We start from the raw sequence: 19,020 nt of genomic DNA on the forward strand, positions 1-19,020 counted from the left end.
GGAATCGATATGGCTGTCAGTGTATTCGACCTCTTCAAAATCGGCATTGGTCCTTCGAGCTCGCACACGGTCGGGCCTATGCGTGCCGCGCTGATGTTTGCGCAAAGCCTGGAGCGCGACGCCTTGATCGACCGCACCGCGCGCGTGCGCGTCGAACTGTACGGATCCTTGGGCGCCACGGGCAAAGGGCACGGCACCGATCGCGGCGTACTCCTCGGCCTCATGGGCGACGCACCCGACACCGTCGATCCGGCCACGATTGCTGTGCGGCTTGAGCAGGTGCGGCACAGCCAGCAATTACCGTTGCTGGGCCGCCATCCGGTGCGCTTCATGGCCAAGGAGCACATGCTGTTCTACCGTCAGGCGCTGTCCGAGCATCCAAACGGCATCAAGCTCTACGCCTATGACAGTGCGGACGAACTGCTGCGCACCACGACCTATCTTTCGGTTGGTGGCGGTTTCGTGGTGACGGCCGGCACCGCCAACACCAAAGTGCTGGGCGCGCTTGAGCAACTTCCCTACCCGTTCCATAGCGGGCGCGAGTTGCTGGCAATGTGCCACGAGTCCGGCTTTTCGGTCGCGCGCCTGATGTGGGAAAACGAACGGTTTTGGCGCAGTGAAGCCGAGATACGCAGCAGCCTGCTGCATATCTGGGAGGTGATGCAGGCTTGCGTGTCACGCGGCCTTGGCATCGACAACCCGGATGCAAACGGCGAGCTGGCAGGGCCGCTGCATATCAAGCGACGCGCGCCCAGGCTGTACGCCGCACTGACGCGGGCAGCCCAGCACAACGAAGCCGGAAGCGATGGCACGCCTGCACCGCCGCGCGATCCGCTGGCCTTGATCGACTGGATCAACGTGTTTGCGATCGCGGTCAATGAAGAAAATGCCGCAGGCGGACGCGTAGTGACAGCACCGACCAATGGCGCGGCCGGCATCGTTCCGGCCGTGCTCCACTACTACACGCGATTCATGCCCGGGGCGTCCGAACAAGGCGTCATCGACTTCCTGCTTACGGCTGGGGCGATCGGCATTTTGTACAAATTGAATGCATCGATTTCGGGCGCCGAAGTGGGCTGCCAGGGTGAAGTGGGCGTGGCCTGTTCGATGGCCGCTGGCGCGCTCGCGGCGGTAATGGGCGGGAGTGCCGAGCAGGTCGAGAACGCTGCGGAAATCGGCATGGAGCACAACTTGGGCCTGACCTGCGATCCGGTGGGCGGTCTGGTTCAGATCCCCTGCATCGAGCGCAACGCGATGGGTGCGGTGAAAGCGGTCAATGCGGCGCGCATGGCGTTAAGCGGCGATGGCAGCCATTACGTCTCGCTCGACTCGGTCATCAAGACGATGCGCGAAACGGGCGCCGACATGAAAACCAAATACAAGGAAACCTCGCGCGGCGGACTCGCCGTCAATATCGTCGAGTGCTAAGCTCAGGGCACCCGCCCCGATAGCCGACTGCTGTATTCCAAACCGGTGGCGCCATAAAGCTTGTAGACATCGCGAGTCACGAACGCTTCATGATCGCTGCCAACCGCCTGGATCGTGACCACCACCTCCGGCTGGTTGTCGCCATCGACATCTTTGAGCTCGACCTGGACAATCTTGCCGGCGCGCGGATGCAGCACCCCCAATACCAGCGCGCCGCTACTGAGGTCGGAATAAAGACGCACCGAATAACTGCCGGACGAGGAAGGTTCGGAGGACTCTTCAGCCACGACGACCGATGTGCCGTTGGCAAGTTTGAGCACATGCGAATTCGAGCTCGCGGAGGCCGTCGTCTCGTTGCTGCTTAAATAGGCGAGGCCCGATTTGCGTTCGTACAAACACATGACATGAGCGGTAACGACCTTGTCCGGTTGACTCAAGTCGCGTCCGTCTATGGCTAACACATCGTAACCGACCGAATCGTCGAAATGCGCGGCCAGATGCATGCGTATCGGTTCGCCCAGGCCTGCCGCCATCCAGCAAGCGCGTTGTGCCGCAGCGCTCGTGTCCGATTGCGCGAGCGCCGGGCTCGCACTCAGGCCCGCACTCAGACCTAAACCCAGGCCTAAACCCAACATCCTCATCCCAACTCGGCGGCGCGTAGGCGTCTTGGACCGCGGGGCCACAGCGCCGCGCCGATCACTCGCCCGATCGGTGCCTCGAAGAGTCCAATCACCATTCCAATCTGCAGGCGAGATGAGATTCAAAACCATATTCCATGGAAACGGAGAGCACGTGAAAGCGCCACGGCTCGCAAGCGAGCAATCGCTATAGTACTTGTGTCGACGGGTTTATAGGTATCGATATAAAAAAACCTCGCCGACGTAATGGGTCGGCGAGGTTTTATGTTTCGACCCCAGTCAATAAACCGGAGGGGTCAGAATCGCCTGCGCGGAGCGCGCTTATTTACCGCCTATCGTTTGCAAGGTGGTCCATTTGCCGTCGACCACTTTGTAGACAGTGATGCCACCGTTTTTCAGGTCGCCGCGATCGTCGTAGGCGAGCGAATTGGTGGTGACGCCCGCCATCGACGTACTGGCCAGCAGCGGCAAGTATTTGACCGGATCGGTCGAGTCGGCCTTCTTCATCGCATCGAACATCGCCATCGCGCCGTCATACGCGTACGGCGAATAGGTTTCCACGGGCGTGCCGAAGCGCTTCACGTACTGAGCCTGGTAAGCCTTGCCGCCCGGCATCTGGTCCAGCGGCAAACCGGCCAGCGAAACCACCGTGCCGTTGGCAGCCTGGCCCGCCAACTTGAGGAAGGTGTCCGACTTGACCATTTCGCCGGCAATCAGCGTCTGCTGCATGCCCAGTGCACGCATCTGCTTGACCATCGGCGCGGCTTGCGCATCGGCACCGCCCAGGAACACCGCCTGCGCGCCCGATGCTTTCAGTTTGGTCAAGATCGCCTTGAAGTCGACCGATTTGTCGCTCGTGAATTCGCGATCGACGATAGTAGCCCCTGCGGCCTTGGCCGCCTTCTCGAACTGATCGGCCAGACCCTGCCCGTAGGCAGTGCGGTCGTCCACGATCGCCAGTTTGGTGAGGTTCAGGCCCTTGACTGCGTAGCCGCCAATGACGGCGCCTTGTTGCGTGTCCGAGGTCATCATCCGGAACGCGGACTTGTATCCTTGCTGGGTGTATTCGGGCGCCGTCGCCATCGCGATTTCAGGAATGCCCGCTTGCGCATAGATGCGCGAAGCCGGAATCGTCGTGCCCGAGTTGAAGTGGCCAAGCATGCCTTTCACGCCGTCGTCGACCAGTTTCTGAGCGACCGTCGTGCCGGTGCGCGGATCGGCCTGATCGTCTTGCGCATCCAGGATGATCTTGATTTCACGGCCGCCGATAACCGGCTTGGTCGCGTTGAAATTTTCCACGGCGAGCGTGATGCCATTCTCGAAATCAGCGCCGTAGTGAGCTTGTGCTCCGGTCAGCGGACCGGCAAAACCCACTTTCACATCTTCGCTTGCATAAGCAGCATGTGCCGCCGTCAGCGTAACTGCGCCCATCAGCATGGCGCCTGCCAACCGTTTTGTCGTTTGATCCACGTGTTGTTCCTTTAACGGATTATTATCGCGAAGCGGTTCAGGGGTCTCCTTGTGCGCTTCATTTTTTGAGAGGATAGGCCGAGGGTGCTCAGCCTATCGTCATCAAACTTGCATTGCCACCAGCAGCGGCCGTATTCACACTCACAGAACGTTCGGTCAGAAGGCGCTCTAGCGCGTAGTCGTCGGCGCCATTGTGCAAAGCGCCCGAGGCGACGCCTTGCACCGATATGATCGGCCCCGGACGCTGGGCAACGCGCCGGATCAGCGCGTGCAATTCGTCGCTATCGCCTTCGAATAACACCGTGTCGAAATCGCCTGATTCGTCGGTTTGTGCGCTTGCCCGTGAGCGCAGCGCCTGCGGCAACGACGCCACCAGTTCCGCGCCGGCCGCGCCAATGAAAATGGCCCGATTGCCGGTCGCAAGCGCTGCGGCGAGTTGCGCTCGCGCACCGCCCACCGTGGAGCTCACGCACAGTACCGTGCCGCGTGCGCCCAGCGTATAGGTGTTTCTCTCACCTGTCGGCCCCGGCAGCAACGCGGTAGCGCCGGCAAGTACGCCCTGCAGGTAGGTTTCGCAGCGCGCCGCCGCAGCGGTGTCGCCGAGCGTGACAAACCAGTCGCGGCAGGCTTTGAGTGCCGCCACCGGATGGTCTTGCAGCGCTGCGTCGCCGTGTGCGTCGCGGTGTGCATCTTCAAGCAGGCTGCTCGCGAGCATCGCCGGCACGCCGGCCGGGCGCATCGCCAGCAAGCGTTGCAAATAAAGTGGGCCACCCGCCTTCGGGCCGGTACCCGAGAGCCCCTCCCCGCCGAACGGTTGAACGCCGACCACTGCGCCGATCACATTGCGGTTCACATAAATATTGCCGGTATGCGCTTGTCCCACAACATGCGCGATCGTTTCATCGATGCGCGTATGCACGCCCAGCGTGAGGCCGTAGCCGCTCGCACGGATCGACTCGAGCAAACGATCGAGCGCGCTGCGGCGATAGCGCACCACGTGCAGCACCGGACCAAACACTTCGCGCTCCAGTTCGTCGAGCGTATCGAGTTCGATCAAGGTGGGCGGCACGAAGGTGCCGTGGCGGCAGGCCTGCGGCAGTTCAAGCTGGTACACAGGATGGCCCTTGGCACGCATGGCCTCGATATGGCGTTCGATGCCGCGCTTGGCGTCGGCATCGATGACCGGACCCACGTCGACCGACAGGCGATCCGGATTGCCCACGCTCAATTCGATCATCGCGCCCTTGAGCATTTTCAGAATGCGATCGGCCACGTCTTCCTGCAAACACAGCACGCGCAACGCCGAACAGCGTTGACCAGCCGAATCGAAGGCCGACTGCAAGACATCGCCCACCACTTGTTCGGCGAGCGCCGAGGAATCGACGATCATCGGGTTCTGGCCACCGGTTTCGGCGATCAGCGGGATCGGCTTGCCGTTGGCATCGAGCCGCTCAGCCAGCGTGGCCGCAATCAGACGCGCCACTTCGGTCGAACCGGTAAACATCACGCCACGCGTACGTGCGTCGGCGACCAGCATCGCGCCGACCGTCTCGCCGTTGCCGGGAAGCAATTGCACCGCGCCTGCGGGCACGCCGGCTTCACGCAGAATGCGCACGGCCTGCGCCGCAATCAACGGCGTTTGTTCCGCCGGTTTGGCCAGCACCGGATTGCCAGCAGCCAATGCCGCTGCGACCTGTCCCATGAAAATCGCGAGCGGGAAATTCCACGGGCTGATACACACGATCGGACCCAGCGGGCGATGCGTGTCGTTGGAAAATTCGACACGGATTTGCGTCGCGTAATAGCGCAGGAAATCAACCGCCTCGCGAATTTCCGACACGGCATTGGATAGCGACTTGCCGGCTTCGCGTACTACCAGGCCCATCAGGGTCGGCATTTGCGCTTCGAGCAAATCGGCTGCTCGCATCAGGCAATCGGCACGCGCCTGCACGGGAGTCGCCTGCCAGATCGGCGCGGCCGCCACGGCATATTGAAGCGCAGCCGCTACCTGAGCTTCGCTGGCTTCGATCACGGTGCCGACCAGGTCGCGTGCGTCGGACGGATTGCGCACTTCGCGTGCGACGCCGTCCGGCGCTTCGCTATCGTCCAGCATCGGCATCGCCGTCCACGGCGCGTTGGCGCTCGCGAGCAATGCCGACGAAAGCGACGCGAGGCGATGTTCGTTGGACAAATCCAGGCCCATCGAATTGGCGCGCTCGGCACCATACAGTTGGCGCGGCAGTGGGATCTTTGCGTGCGGTGCGCCCAACGGAACGATCTTCGCGGCGGCTTCGACCGGGTCGGCCAGCAAATCGGCGATCGCGATTTTATCGTCGGCGATCTGGTTCACAAACGAGGTGTTCGCGCCGTTTTCGAGGAGCCGGCGCACCAGATAAGCGAGCAGGGTTTCGTGCGTGCCCACGGGCGCATACACACGGCACGGACGATTCAGCTTGTCGCGGCCTGTGACCTCTTCATAAAGCGGCTCGCCCATGCCATGCAGGCACTGGAATTCGTACTGGCCCGGGTAATAGTTCTGCCCGGCCATGTGATAAATCGTCGCGAGCGTTTGAGCGTTGTGCGTGGCGAATTGCGGATAGACCGCGTCGGGCGCCGCCAGCAGTTTCTTGGCGCAGGCCAGATAAGACACGTCGGTGTAGAGCTTGCGCGTGTACACCGGATAGCCTTCAAGGCCATCCACCTGCGCCCGCTTGATCTCGCTGTCCCAGTAAGCGCCCTTGACCAGCCGTACCATCACGCGATGGCGGCTGCGGCGCGCCAGGTCGATCAGGTAGTCGATCACAAACGGGCAGCGCTTCTGGTAACCCTGCACCACGAAACCGATGCCGTTCCAGCCGGCCAGTTCCGCATCGAAGCACAGCGCTTCGAGCAGATCGAGCGACAGCTCGAGGCGGTCCGCTTCCTCGGCATCGATGTTCAGACCGATATCGTAGCGACGCGCCAGCACTGCGAGCGCGCGCACGCGCGGCAGCAATTCACCGAGCGCGCGCTCCTGCTGGGCGCGCGAATAACGAGGATGCAGCGCCGACAGCTTGATCGAAATGCCAGGGCCTTCGTAGATGCCGCGGCCGCCGGCCGCTTTGCCGATCGCATGGATCGCCTGCTCGTAAGCGGCGTAGTAATGCTGAGCGTCTTCCTCGGTGGTCGCGGCTTCGCCCAGCATGTCGTAGGAGTAGCGAAAGCCGCGCGCTTCGAATTTACGGCTATTGGCCAGCGCTTCGGAAATCGTTTCGCCATTGACGAACTGCTCGCCCATCAGCCGCATGGCCATATCCACGCCTTTGCGGATCAGCGGCTCGCCGCCCCGGCCGATCAAACGCGTCAGCGCCGACGACAAGCCGGTTTCGCTATTGGTCGTGACCAGTCGGCCGGTGATCATCAAGCCCCAGGTCGCCGCGTTGACGAATAGCGAGGGCGCGTTGCCAAGGTGGGAGCGCCAATCGCCTTTGCTGATCTTGTCGCGAATCAGCGCGTCGCGCGTGGCGCGGTCGGGGATGCGCAGCAGCGCCTCGGCCAGGCACATCAAGGCCACGCCTTCCTGACTCGACAAAGCGAATTCGTGGATCAAGCCTTCCACACCGCCACCGCTGCGTTTGGCGCGCAGGGCCTCGACCAGGCGCGTGGCCAGCGCCTGCGCGTCGGCGGTTTGCTGAGCCGGCAAGCGAGCTTGGCCGATCAAAAACGGCAGGCATTCCGGTTCCGGGCGCCGATAAGCTGCGGTGATCGCCGCGCGCAAGACCGATTGCGGCTGGACGCTTTGGGCAAATTCAAGAAATGGATGTGGCGCGTTTTCGTCGATGGTATCCGCGACATGTTCCGCAAGCTCGGTGACGCCGGCCGACGCGCCGTCGGCGGCGGACAACTCGGGCGGCAACTGGCCTCGTTCGATTTTTTCGAGGTACGCGAAGATGGCCTGTTTGATCAGCCAGTGCGGAGTACGCTCGATGCGTTGAGCCGCTTCCTTGAGTCGAGCGCGGAGCAGGTCGTCGACTTTGACGCCAAGAGTGGTGTTCGCCATGATTCCTTTGCGCCAGTGCGGATCTACCGGCTTTAGCTGGAGAATGCGGGGGATTTGGGCGAATCGTACTGCACTCGGCGAAAAGGTGCAACCAGACATTAATCCAGGTTGCACCTTGTTAAGCTACTGTTTTAAAACGGTTTACTGGTATTTACTCAGATTTATCCCGAGCAAAATGGTCGTAGTGGTTTTCCCTCGGCTCTTTCACGGTACAACCCGTCATTGAGGCGTCGCCCGCGCTACCGGCCAACTCATTGTTCGAAATCAAGGTTCTGCGAGAACTCCAGGCAAGCGTCGCCCGGGTCGACCAACTGATCATGCAATTGGCATAACCGGCTGGCCCCGATGCTGGAGCCAAAGCCGGAGCCCAAAGTGCGTAGCCCGCGAATCTGCTGCTCCATCACCGCGCCGCCGCCAATCGCATGGCGGCAACGCCCGCACGTGCGCGGCGATGCGTGCCGCTGGACCGGGCCGAGCTCGGCTCTCGGATCCGCTTTCGCGTTTCCTCCAGCATCTGCGTTGGCGCCCGTCTTCATATATGGATATACCGCGAGGCGTATATCGCGGAGAGACCTCAAATGTCGAGCGGATCGACTTCGACGGTCCAGCGCAACGCGCCCTTGAGTGCGCGTAATTGCGGGTGCCAGGCGTGCAGTACCGACTGCAGCACGACTCGCGAAGCACATTCAATCAGCAACTGCGCGCGGTGCACATGCATGACCTTGACGATGGTCAGCGGCACCGGATCGTAGCGCATCACGCGCTCGGCGCCGGGCACCGTATCGAGCGCTGCCGCCGCCTGTTGCAGGAAGCCCAGCGCCAGCTCAATCGTGCGGCCTTCGGCGCGCAGCAGGGCTTGATAGACAAAGGGCGGCAATTGCGCCTGCCGACGCTCGGTCAGCGTCGAACGCGCAAAACCGGGATAGTCGTGACGGCCTAGCGCGTTATAGAGGGTATGGCTTGGATAGCGCGTCTGGATCAGCACTTCACCGGCCAGTCCCGCGCGGCCCGCGCGTCCGCTGACCTGCATCAGTTGGGCAAAGAGCCGCTCGCTGGCGCGAAAATCATGGGAAAAAAGCGCCGTATCGGCGTTGAGCACCCCCACCAGGGTGACGCGCTGGAAATCATGCCCCTTCGCAATCATTTGCGTGCCGACCAGGATATCGACCTCGCCGGCATGCACGTCGGAGAACAGTGCTTGCGCACTACCCTTGCGACGCGTGCTGTCGGCGTCGATACGCAGGATGCGCGCTTGCGGCAACGCGCCGGCCAGCGCCTCCTCGACACGCTGGGTGCCGCGGCCCAAGGGTGCAATATCGACATTGCCGCACTCCGGGCAGGCGCTCGGAATCTTCGATTCCCAGCCGCAGTGGTGGCAACGCATTGCGCGTTCGGGTTTGTGCAGCACCACATAAGCCGAACATCGCGGACAACCCGCCACCCAACCGCAGGCGTCGCACGACAACACCGGTGCGTAGCCGCGCCGGTTCAAGAAAATCAGGCTTTGCTCCTGGCGCGCCAGACGGTCCTTGAGCGCAGCCAGCAAGGGTACCGACAGCCCTTCGACCGAGGCGCGACCGCGCCGTTTTTCGTGATCGAGATCGACCAGGCGCACCGCAGGCAGGGTGGCGGCCGCGACCGCCCGATGGCTTAGCGTGAGCCGCGTGTACCGCCCCTGATCGGCCTGCCACCAGCTTTCGAGCGAAGGCGTGGCCGAGCCCAGCACCACGGGGATATTCAATTGCTTGGCGCGCCACACCGCGAGATCACGAGCCGAATAGCGCAGGCCTTCCTGCTGCTTGTAGGCGGCTTCGTGCTCCTCGTCGACGACGATCATCGCCAAATGCGGCAGCGACGCCAGAATCGCCAGGCGCGTCCCGAGGACGATGCGCGCCTGGCCAGTGTGAGCGGCGAGCCAGTGCCGAGCACGCTCGCCCTCGGCCAGTCCGCTGTGCAACGTGACAATGGCCGCGTCGGGCAAGTGCGCAAATCGAGCCCTGAAGAGCGCTTCGAATTGCGGCGTCAGGTTGATTTCCGGCACCAGCAACAGCACTTGGGCGTCGCGCGCACGCGCAAGCAGCGCGGCGAGCGATTGCAGATAGACCTCGGTCTTGCCGCTGCCCGTCACGCCATGCAGAAGAAATGCCGCAAAGCCGCCCGCGTTGCAAATGGCGTCGCAAGCGTGTTGCTGCTCGGCGTTGAGCACGGGGGCCGCTATGGGGTCGGCACGCGTCGCGGCATAGGGTGCGGAAAGCGGCGCGGGCGAGACCATGGGCAGGTGTGCGTCTGCCGGCGCCGCGGCCGCCGACCACTCACCCTGATCGCCGCCACCCAACGTACCGCTCGCGCGCCCGATCCAACCGGATTCATGCCAAGCTTCCAGCGTCGCCGCCGCCTTGGGATGCAGCGCGCGCGCCGCGCCCAGCGAAAGGGACTCGGCGTCGATCAAGGCTTGCGCCAAACGCCGCAGAGCCAACGCCCGAGCCGGCAGCGACGCGAGCAACGCCTCTCGCCCCGAGGGCAAAATTTGATAATACGTTTCGAGCGCGAGCAGGCGCCCCCAGCGCGACGCATCGCGCAACGGCTGCGGCAGCGAAGGCAGCGCCACTTCACCAAGGCCGCGCTGATAGTAGTCGGCGGCAAAACTCACCAGCGCCAGCCATTGCGCCGACAAGGGCGGGCAATCCGAACACACCGCCTGCACATTGCGCAAGCGCTCGGCAGGTACGTCAGACGTGTGGGTCACCTCACAAACCAGCCCGGCCACGCTACGCTTGCCAAACGGGACTTGAACCATTTGCCCCACTCTCGGCAGCGGGTGAATCAGGCAACGGTAGTCGAACAGAGTCGGAATCGGATGGTCGAGCGCCACCCGCACGAACACGTCGCACACGCCTGACTCGGTCACAAAAAACCCGTAAAGATCAGCGGCCGACCCACCCGTTCGGCATCGCCGGTGTGGCGCGCGAGCCGCGTCCGCGCCCTGAAAATCGAGTTCAGCAAGTTAAAGTGTTGCATCAAGTTCGTCGCTAAGTGGCAGATTCATTTAGGCTTTTGAAACTGTCCACATTGGCTGTGGATAACTCTGTTGAAAACTGCCGGCCGGCCGGCCGCAAAGGCCGATTTGCCGCCACCTCATCGGTTTACGCGAATTCGGAGCAGCCGATTTGATGCTTTTCAAAACAACGACTTAGCGGCTGATACGTAACATTTCGGGTTGTTATCTAAAAAATCCGACGCCGCTGCAGTGCAGCGAAAAAAATGTGTATAAGTCCCACCTTGACAAACCTGATCAGCCCTCGCTGCGCGGCTTTCAGTCCTATTACAGGGTATGTCCGGGGTCGAAAAAAGTGTGCAGTGCAACCCGCCCCTAAATCGACTGCCGCATCTTCCGACTATGCGTGTGTACTTCATCGATCAGTTCGACGACGATCTCCGGCGGCGTGAACTGCGAAATGCCATGACCGAGGTTGAAAACATGCCCCGGGTGGTTGCCAAAGCGTTCCAGCAGCGCCCGGGCCTCAGCGCGCACCACTTGCGGCGGCGCAAACAGCACGCTCGGATCAAGGTTACCCTGCAGCGCGACCTTGTCGCCAATTCGTTCGCGGGCGCGACCGATATCGGTGGTCCAATCCAGTCCCACCGCGTCGACGCCCGTTGCCGCGATCGCTTCCAGCCACTGACCGCCGCCCTTGGTAAAGGTGATCACCGGTACGCGCGTGCCATCGCGCTCGCGCTGCAGTTGCGCGACCACCTGCTCGATGTAGGCCAGCGAAAAGCGCTGATAAATGCCGTCGGCCAACGCGCCGCCCCACGTGTCGAAAATCATCACGGCTTGCGCGCCCGCGGCGATCTGTGCGTTCAAATAGGCGGCAACCGATTGTGCGTTGATTTCGAGGATTCGCTGCATCAAGTCGGGACGGCTGTACAACATCGCTTTGACGGTACGAAAATCGGCCGAGCCAGCACCCTCGACCATATAACACGCGAGCGTCCAGGGGCTGCCGGAGAAACCGATCAGCGGCACGCGTTGGCGCCCCTGGTCATCGGTGAGCGCACGCCGGATCTGGCTTACGGCGTCGGTGACATAGCGCAGTGTCGTATCGATATCGGGTACGGCCAGGCGCGCCACGTCCGCTTCGGTGCGCACCGGATGCAGGAACCGCGGCCCTTCGCCTGCGACAAAATCAAGCCCCAACCCCATTGCATCGGGCACCGTCAGGATGTCCGAAAAAAGGATGGCGGCATCGAGCGGATAGCGATCGAGCGGCTGCAACGTGACTTCGGTCGCGTAGTCGGGATTCTTCGCCAGGCTCAGAAAGCTACCGGCGCGTGCGCGCGTGGCGTTGTATTCGGGCAGATAACGGCCAGCCTGCCGCATCAGCCAGACAGGAGTGTGCTCCGTCGGTTGGCGCAACAGGGCACGCAGGAATGTGTCGTTCAGGAAGGTAGTTTGGGCCACGGCGCAGCTGCTCAGAAAGGCAATCCGCTATTTTACCGGACCGCGCCTGAATGCGACGCGCTAGTTCGTCGACCGGACTAGGGTCTACACGCTCTTTATCGGCGCGCGGCTATCCCGTTATGATCCGCAGTGCTTGTACCGTCATCTCATACCTATACGAAACCGGGCCCACCGGATCAGGAGACAACATGAAAAAAACGAAAACGACCCTTACGAGAATGACACGCCATTGCGGCTCGCTTGCCGCGTTGAGTATGTTGAGTGCGCTGTGCAGTCCCGCGGTGCAGGCGCAGACGCCGCCTCATTCGCGCCTCGACGACATCATCAGCCGCGGCACGCTGCGCGCCTGCACGACCGGCGATTACAAACCTTATTCGTTCCTGCGCAGCGACGGCGGCTTCGAAGGCATCGACATCGACCTGACTGAAGCACTCGCCAAATCGCTCAATGTGAAGGTCGAATACGTCAAAACCACGTGGTCCAACCTGATGAACGATTTTGTCGCCAAGTGCGATATCGCTGTGGGCGGCGTGTCGCCTACGCTCGAGCGTCAAAAGCGCGCGTTCTTCACGCAGCCTTATATGGTCGACGGCAAGACGCCCATCGTGCGCTGCGCAGACGCGAGCCGATACACGACGGTGGCGGCGATCGACCAGCCCGGCGTGCGCGTGATCGTGAACCCGGGCGGCACCAACGAAAAATTCGCCAAGCAGTATTTCAGCCACGCCAGTGTGACCGTGTATCCGGATAACGTCACGATTTTCAAGCAGATCGCCGAAGGCAAAGCCGACGTGATGGTCACCGATGCGTCGGAAACCCTGCTGCAGCAGAAACTCAATCCGGGCCTGTGCTCGGTGCATCCGGATCAGCCTTTCCAGTACGGCGAAAAGGCGTATCTGCTGCCGCAAGGCGACGTGGTATTCCAGGAGTACGTCGACCAGTGGTTGCATCTGGCGCGCGCCACGGGCGATTACCAGAAAGTGTTCGATAAATGGCTTAAATGAGATGGCTTAAACGAGGTGGCGTAAACGAGGTGGCGTAAATGAAGCGACTCAAATAAGGTGGCTCAAGTGAGGTCTTGAGCCACCGCGTGCGGCGGCGCTTGGGGTCCAGGGCGCGTCGGCATGCTCGACTTGACCGGGCAACCGGTCAGGCTTTCAGGATTTTCTTGAAAGCCTGCGCCGCTTGTAGCATCCAGGCGCGCGCCGCCGGGGATTCGGCCTGCAGCCGCGCGAAGCCGTGAGTCATATCGTGAGCGTCGATCAACTCGACCTGCCCGCCGTGCTGATCCAGATAGCGTGCGTAGTCGCGGCCTTCGTCGTGCAGCGGGTCGTTACCGGCCAGCACCACCACCGCGTCGGCCGGCTGACGGACAGGGGCCGCGGCCATCGGGTTCACGCAGGTATCTTCGGGTGAAGGCGTCTGCCCCAGAAATGCCTGCCAGAAGTAAGCCATGTCCGACGGCGTCAATCCGGGCCCACTGCTCACGCGTGTATAGCTCTCGGTCGCCATGTCGGGGCTGACCACGGGATAGATCAGCAACTGGGCGTTGACCAGCCCGGGCACCTTGGTGTTGGCCTGGCGCGCAGCCACCGTCGCCAAATGAGCGCCCGCGCTATCGCCGCCCACGCTTAGCGTATTGAGCGTGAAGCCCAGTCGGGCGCGATGCTCGGCTAACCACATCACGGCATCGATCGCGTCATCGGTGGGTGCCGGATAGGGAAATTCCGGCGCCAATCGGTAGTCGACACTACACACCGCCATACCCGTATCAACGGCGAGCCGGGCGATCGCGTTGTCATGCGTGTCGAGATCGCCGACCACCCAGCCACCGCCATGGAAGAAGACCATCAACGGCAGACGCCCGGTGGCATCGGTCGGCTGGTACATACGCGCACGCAAGGTGCGCCCGGCCAACGGCAGCTCCAGTTCCCGCACCGCCAACCCGGCGGGACGCGGCGGCGCGTAACGCGCCGCTATCTCGCTGAAGCGCGCGCGACGAGACGCCGCGTCTGACGACGTCAGCGGCGGGAAATCGTCAGCGAGTTTTGCGTAGTACTTCAACAAGTCCTGATCAATCGCCATCTCTATCTATCCTTCACTATTTCGTATCGGTCCGAGTATAGCTTTAGCATGAATACACGCCGCTTGCAGCGCGGTTTAGCGCCGCGAGATCCTACACCGACATGAGGCGCGCGTGATCAATTTTCACGCAACGATCCATCACGACATCAAGGCCGGCGGCCCTGGCACGCTGCGCCGCCTGCACGTCGACCACGCCCTGCTGCAGCCACAGCGAGCGCGCCCCGCAGGCGAGCACCTCGTCGATCAGAGCCGCCACCTCTTCCGAACGGCGAAACACATCGACCATGCCGATCGCGCTGCCTTGCGCCGCCAGCGCCGCGGCGGCATCGCCCAAACTGGCGTAGCAGGTCTCGCCGAGTATGCCCTCGGGCCGCCCCGCATAAGTGGGGTTGACCGGCACGATCCGGTAGCCATGCGCCTGCATATAGGCCGCCACGCTGTGGCTGGGCCGGCTTGCCTGCGCGGACAAGCCGACCACCGCAATCACTCGATCGCGTTCCAGCACGCGACGATATAGCGCATCGTTCGAGGTCGGTGTCATCGTTTCATCCTCATCGCTATCCCACGTGCATCAAGCGGTTCTGGTCGGCTCGATTTTGAGCTCCGCGATCATCGCGTCGCGCATCACGAACTTCTGCACCTTACCGGTCACCGTCATCGGCAGTTCGTCTACAAAGCGCACATAGCGCGGAACCTTGTAGTGCGCGATCTGCCCTTCGCAAAATTTGCGGATCTCGTTTTCGCTGGCGTGCTCGCCATGCTTGAGTATCACCCACGCGCACACCTCTTCGCCGTACTTCGGGTCCGGCACGCCGAACACCTGTACCGACTGGATCTTGGGATGGCGGAACAGGAATTCCTCGATCTCGCGCGGATAGACGTTCTCGCCGCCGCGAATCAGCATGTCTTTGACGCGGCCGACGATATTGCAATACCCCTCTTCATCGAGCGTCGCCATATCGCCGGTATGCATCCAGCCGTCGACGATCGCGCCGCGCGTTTGCGCTTCATCATCCCAATAGCTTTTCATCACGGAGTAGCCGCGCGTACACAGCTCGCCCTTCTCGCCCACCGGTACGACCTGATCCAGCGCATCGACGATCTTCACTTCGAGGTGCGGCTGAATCCGGCCCACCGTCGTCACACGCTTTTCCAACGGATCGGTCGTCGAGCTCTGGAACGACACGGGGCTCGTTTCGGTCATGCCGTAGGCGATCGTCACCTCCGCCATATGCATCTGCGACACGACGCGCTTCATGGTTTCGATCGGGCACGGGGAACCGGCCATAATGCCGGTGCGCAGCGAAGACAAATCGTATTGCGCAAAATCCGCGTGATCGAGCTGCGCGATGAACATCGTGGGTACGCCGTGCAGCGCGGTGCAACGCTCATCGGCCACAGCGCGCAGCGTTGCTGCCGGATCGAACGCTTCGCCCGGAAACACCATCGCAGCACCCGTCGACACGCTGGCGAGCACCGCCAGCACCATGCCGAAACAGTGGTAAAGCGGGACAGGAATGCATAGCGAATCGTGTTCGGAAAATCGCATCGCGCGAGCGATAAAGCGCGCGTTATTGACGATGTTGTGATGCGTGAGCGTGGCGCCCTTGGGTTGCCCCGTGGTGCCGCTCGTGAACTGGATGTTGATCGGCTCGTGGCAATCCAGCGCGTCGCCGATCGCCTGCAAACGTTCACGTTTCACGCACCGCTCGCCGGCCGCGACCACCGCGCGATAACTGAGCATGCCTGGCGTTTCATGTTCGCCCAGGCGCAGCACCATCTGCAACGAAGGCAGGCGCTGCGATTTCAGGGCGCCAGGTTGAGCGGTGGCCAATTCCGGCGCCAGTTCCTGCAGCATCTCCAGATAACGCGACGTCTTGAATTCCTGAGCGGCAATCAGCGCGCGGCAACCGACCTTGTTCAGCGCATATTCGAGTTCGGCCAGCCGATAGGCGGGGTTGATATTGACCAGCACCAAGCCGAGCCGCGCGGTGGCGAACTGCGTAACCAGCCATTCGACACGATTGGGCGACCAGATGCCGACCCGGTCGCCTTTGACCAAACCGAGCTGGTCGAGCCCCGCGGCCAGCGCATCGACCTGAGCCTCGAACTCGCGCCACGACCAACGCACACTCTGTTCACGAAACACCACCGCGGGACGATCCGGCCATCTGCCCACGGTATCGGCCAGTAGTTGCGAGACGGTCTGGTTGGATAGCGGTATGTCGGTCGTGCCACGTACGTATGAGAGATTATCGCGGGGCTCAATCAGCGCTTCGCCGACTGCCGCCGCGGTCGGATCCTGTTGCGTCATCGCTATCTCCGGTTCTGATGTTTTCTAGTCCGTCGATTGTGCCACTTCCGGGCACCCCGGCGCGATCCGTTCGAACCCGCCTTTCCGTCATTTCGTATTGGTCGCTTTAGGCCTGTTTTAGGCCTGCCTGGACATAGTTGCTTACAAAGCAAACACTTTAGTCATCCATTTGGTGTGCGAGGTCGCTAAAGTGCAGCCATCGGATACTTATTTATAGGCGCGTAAGCGGCGCCCTCGCAAGGAAACATCGCTATGCCATTCACTCTTAGCTGGCGCGCCGGGCGCGCATTCGGGCTCACTGCCGGGCTCACCGTCGGGCTTACCGTATTACTCGGCGCAGCATTACCCACCGCGCGCGCACAAGATGCGCAAACCACCCCGGATGCCGATCCGCCAAGCCGCGTCGCGCAGCTCAACTACATCGACGGGCCGGTCACGTTCGAGCCGGCGGGCTCCGCCGACTGGGCCTATGCGCCGCTGAACCGACCGCTCACCACGGGCGACCAGGTGTGGGTGGATGCCAATGGCCGCTCGGAATTGCACATCGGTTCCACCGCTTTGCGCCTCGGTGCGCAAACCAGTCTGCAGTTCGTCGAACTCAGCGATACGCTGGCCCAGATGAAGCTGACACAGGGCACGTTCGATCTGCGCGTGCGCGCTGTTGCGCCCGGCACCGTCTATGAAATCGATACGCCCAATCTGGCGCTGCAAATTGCCGCGCCGGGCCTGTATCGGGTCGATGTCGCCCCCGACGGCAGCACGTCGACGGTGACCGTACGCGTAGGCGCGGCTACCGCCTACGGCAGCGACGGGTCGCTCGCGCTGCAAGCCGGTCAGCAAGTTAGTTTCAGCGGCTCGAATCTGCAGGAAACGCAGGCCGGCGCGGCGCCGGCACTGGACAGTTTCGACCAGTGGGTCGCGGGCCGCGATCAGGCGGAAGACAATGCGGTATCGGCACGCTACGTCTCGCGCGAAATCCCCGGTTATGAAGACCTCGATGCCAATGGCTCCTGGAGCAACGACCCGACATACGGCGAAATCTGGGTGCCGCACGTGGCGCAATCGGGTAACTGGGCGCCATACCAACAAGGGCAATGGTCCTGGATCGCGCCGTGGGGTTGGACCTGGCAGGATGACGCAGCGTGGGGCTTTGCGCCGTTTCACTATGGTCGCTGGGCGCATGTCGGCCGCTCATGGGCATGGGTGCCCGGCCCCAGGGTAGCTGCGCGCCAACCCGTGTACTCACCGGCGCTCGTCGCTTTTGTGGGCGGCGGTGGCAACAACTGGAACGTCAACCTGGCGGTCGGCGGCGCTGCTGCTGCCGGCATCGCATGGTTTGCGCTCGCGCCCGGCGAGGCGTGGCGACCGGCGTATCAGGCCAGCCCGTCCTATTACAACCGGCTCAATGTGGGCAACGTGCGAGTGACGAACCTCACCACGATCAATAACACCGCCATCAATAACGGGTCTATCAACCGTCGCATACCAGGCGCGGTCACCGCGGTACCTGCCAGCGCCTTCGTGCAGGGCCGGCAGGTCGCCTCGATTGCGCAACGATTGCGTCCCGAGCAACTGGCTCATTTGAGCGTACTCAATGGTGCGCCGCCAGTGGCACCCGTGCGCGCCAGCTTCATGCCGAATGCCCGGATTGCTCATGAACAGCCGCCGCAGCTTGCGCAAGCGCGTCAGGTGGTAGCGACTCGCGCCCCGGTTGTGCCGCCGGCCCTGCGCGACACGCTGGCGCAGCGCAATGCACAGGTTCCCGGTGGTGGTGTTCCCGGTGCAGGCGAACCGGTGATACGCAATGAGGCGGCGCCGGCTGAGGTCCGCGCGGTGCCGGCAGATGGCGGGAACCGCGGCATCGCTTCGGTCGAGGGAAATTCAGGCCTGGGCCGCTTTCAGGTGGTACAGGCAGTGAAACGTCCGATCGCGCGCCAGATGGCTACGCCGCAAGCGCGTGTTCCGAGCCCGCCGACGCAACGTTCGGCAGGTTTGGATGAGGTACACGCCCAAGGGGTGCCGCCGCACATGCCGGGTGATGGAGCGCCGCAATTCAATACGCCTCGCGCCCAAATGCCGGGGCCGACTGCGCTGCGCGATCAAGCATCACGACCGCAATCCGCCCAAGTTGAAACGCCACGTCAGCAAGCCGCTCAAGTAACGTTATCGCGCCCGCCGGCCATGCACCCTGAGGCGCCACGGTACGCGGCCCCCGCGCAGCATACGGAGCCGCCCTATCACCCGCCTGCGCCGCGCACGGTCAATGCGCCTGTGATGCAGCGACTGGAGCCGCGAGCGCAACCCCAGCAGCCCCAACGCAACGAGGCTCCTCGCGAAGCCCCGCGCACGCAGCAGGCACCGCACGCAGCCGCGCCGGAAAATCGTGCACGCGCCGAGCCTCGTTCCGACGCGAATCGCCAGGAAGGACGCTCGCATGAAGACCGTCACGGTTGACGGGGCCGCACCAAGCGCGGATTTTGCCGCTGAGCTAGACTGATTGACGCACTGTGCGTGCCCTATGCGTCGATACGCAGCGGCGACCCATGCGAGATCCACTCCTTACACTCTTAGGCGAAAGCGAAAT

The 19,020-nt window shown here is 62.6% G+C and carries 12 protein-coding genes; 3 read left to right on the forward strand and 9 right to left on the reverse strand.

The features are described from left to right. Positions 1–9 precede the first annotated feature (9 nt). The gene (locus tag GSQ77_RS07295) at positions 10–1,428 is read left to right on the forward strand and encodes an L-serine ammonia-lyase (protein WP_158900566.1); all 1,419 of its coding nucleotides are present in this window, start codon (positions 10–12) and stop codon (positions 1,426–1,428) included. Between the two features lie 2 nt (positions 1,429–1,430). Here the strand turns inward: GSQ77_RS07295 and GSQ77_RS07300 are convergent, their stop codons facing one another. The 6 genes from GSQ77_RS07300 to hemE all read right to left on the reverse strand — a co-directional run bounded on the left by GSQ77_RS07300 (position 1,431) and on the right by hemE (position 12,037). Continuing rightward, positions 1,431–2,063 carry a PliI family lysozyme inhibitor of I-type lysozyme gene (locus tag GSQ77_RS07300; protein ID WP_158900569.1) on the reverse strand — a complete coding sequence of 211 codons (633 nt, stop codon included), beginning with the start codon at positions 2,061–2,063 and terminating at the stop codon, positions 1,431–1,433. A gap of 324 nt (positions 2,064–2,387) precedes the next feature. After that, the gene (locus GSQ77_RS07305) at positions 2,388–3,536 is read right to left on the reverse strand and encodes a branched-chain amino acid ABC transporter substrate-binding protein (protein WP_174246409.1); all 1,149 of its coding nucleotides are present in this window, start codon (positions 3,534–3,536) and stop codon (positions 2,388–2,390) included. Positions 3,537–3,624: 88 nt separating this feature from the next. Next, complete coding sequence (gene putA, locus GSQ77_RS07310; RefSeq protein WP_158900571.1) at positions 3,625–7,575, reverse strand: trifunctional transcriptional regulator/proline dehydrogenase/L-glutamate gamma-semialdehyde dehydrogenase; 3,951 nt, start codon at positions 7,573–7,575, stop codon at positions 3,625–3,627. Between the two features lie 251 nt (positions 7,576–7,826). Then, complete coding sequence (locus GSQ77_RS07315; RefSeq protein ID WP_158900573.1) at positions 7,827–8,111, reverse strand: hypothetical protein; 285 nt, start codon at positions 8,109–8,111, stop codon at positions 7,827–7,829. 38 nt (positions 8,112–8,149) lie between these two features. Further along, positions 8,150–10,468, reverse strand: a complete 2,319-nt coding sequence (locus GSQ77_RS07320; protein ID WP_158900630.1) for a primosomal protein N' — start codon at positions 10,466–10,468, stop codon at positions 8,150–8,152. A 477-nt stretch (positions 10,469–10,945) separates the two neighbouring features. Then, entirely contained in the window at positions 10,946–12,037 is a 1,092-nt protein-coding gene (hemE, locus tag GSQ77_RS07325) for a uroporphyrinogen decarboxylase (protein ID WP_158900575.1), read from the reverse strand. A 254-nt stretch (positions 12,038–12,291) separates the two neighbouring features. Between hemE and GSQ77_RS07330 the strand changes: the two genes are divergently transcribed. Continuing rightward, entirely contained in the window at positions 12,292–13,041 is a 750-nt protein-coding gene (locus GSQ77_RS07330) for a transporter substrate-binding domain-containing protein (protein ID WP_254067507.1), read from the forward strand. Between the two features lie 145 nt (positions 13,042–13,186). Here GSQ77_RS07330 and GSQ77_RS07335 read toward each other — a convergent pair whose 3' ends face one another. The 3 genes from GSQ77_RS07335 to GSQ77_RS07345 form a co-directional block, all read right to left on the reverse strand. Continuing rightward, positions 13,187–14,122: an alpha/beta hydrolase gene (locus tag GSQ77_RS07335; protein WP_158900577.1), complete on the reverse strand. Its 936-nt coding sequence runs from the start codon at positions 14,120–14,122 to the stop codon at positions 13,187–13,189. A gap of 91 nt (positions 14,123–14,213) precedes the next feature. After that, entirely contained in the window at positions 14,214–14,663 is a 450-nt protein-coding gene (locus GSQ77_RS07340; RefSeq protein ID WP_158900579.1) for a CoA-binding protein, read from the reverse strand. Positions 14,664–14,693: 30 nt separating this feature from the next. Beyond that, positions 14,694–16,436 carry an AMP-binding protein gene (locus GSQ77_RS07345; protein ID WP_158900581.1) on the reverse strand — a complete coding sequence of 581 codons (1,743 nt, stop codon included), beginning with the start codon at positions 16,434–16,436 and terminating at the stop codon, positions 14,694–14,696. A 252-nt stretch (positions 16,437–16,688) separates the two neighbouring features. On the opposite strand from GSQ77_RS07345, the gene GSQ77_RS07350 reads away from it, so the two are divergent. Further along, complete coding sequence (locus tag GSQ77_RS07350) at positions 16,689–18,890, forward strand: DUF6600 domain-containing protein (RefSeq protein ID WP_158900583.1); 2,202 nt, start codon at positions 16,689–16,691, stop codon at positions 18,888–18,890. Positions 18,891–19,020 lie beyond the last annotated feature (130 nt).

The sequence above is a fragment of the Burkholderia sp. L27(2015) genome (assembly GCF_009765705.1).
GTDB lineage: Bacteria > Pseudomonadota > Gammaproteobacteria > Burkholderiales > Burkholderiaceae > LMUX01.

Bases quoted from the DNA above. Each gene is read 5' to 3' on its own strand.
- GSQ77_RS07315 (WP_158900573.1), bottom strand. From the start codon at position 8,111: ATGAAGACGGGCGCCAACGCAGATGCTGGAGGAAACGCGAAAGCGGAT.
- GSQ77_RS07340 (WP_158900579.1), bottom strand. From the start codon at position 14,663: ATGACACCGACCTCGAACGATGCGCTATATCGTCGCGTGCTGGAACGC.
- GSQ77_RS07295 (WP_158900566.1), top strand. From the start codon at position 10: ATGGCTGTCAGTGTATTCGACCTCTTCAAAATCGGCATTGGTCCTTCG.
- GSQ77_RS07350 (WP_158900583.1), top strand. From the start codon at position 16,689: ATGCCATTCACTCTTAGCTGGCGCGCCGGGCGCGCATTCGGGCTCACT.
- putA (WP_158900571.1), bottom strand. From the start codon at position 7,575: ATGGCGAACACCACTCTTGGCGTCAAAGTCGACGACCTGCTCCGCGCT.
- GSQ77_RS07330 (WP_254067507.1), top strand. From the start codon at position 12,292: ATGTTGAGTGCGCTGTGCAGTCCCGCGGTGCAGGCGCAGACGCCGCCT.
- GSQ77_RS07300 (WP_158900569.1), bottom strand. From the start codon at position 2,063: ATGTTGGGTTTAGGCCTGGGTTTAGGTCTGAGTGCGGGCCTGAGTGCG.
- GSQ77_RS07335 (WP_158900577.1), bottom strand. From the start codon at position 14,122: ATGGCGATTGATCAGGACTTGTTGAAGTACTACGCAAAACTCGCTGAC.
- GSQ77_RS07345 (WP_158900581.1), bottom strand. From the start codon at position 16,436: ATGACGCAACAGGATCCGACCGCGGCGGCAGTCGGCGAAGCGCTGATT.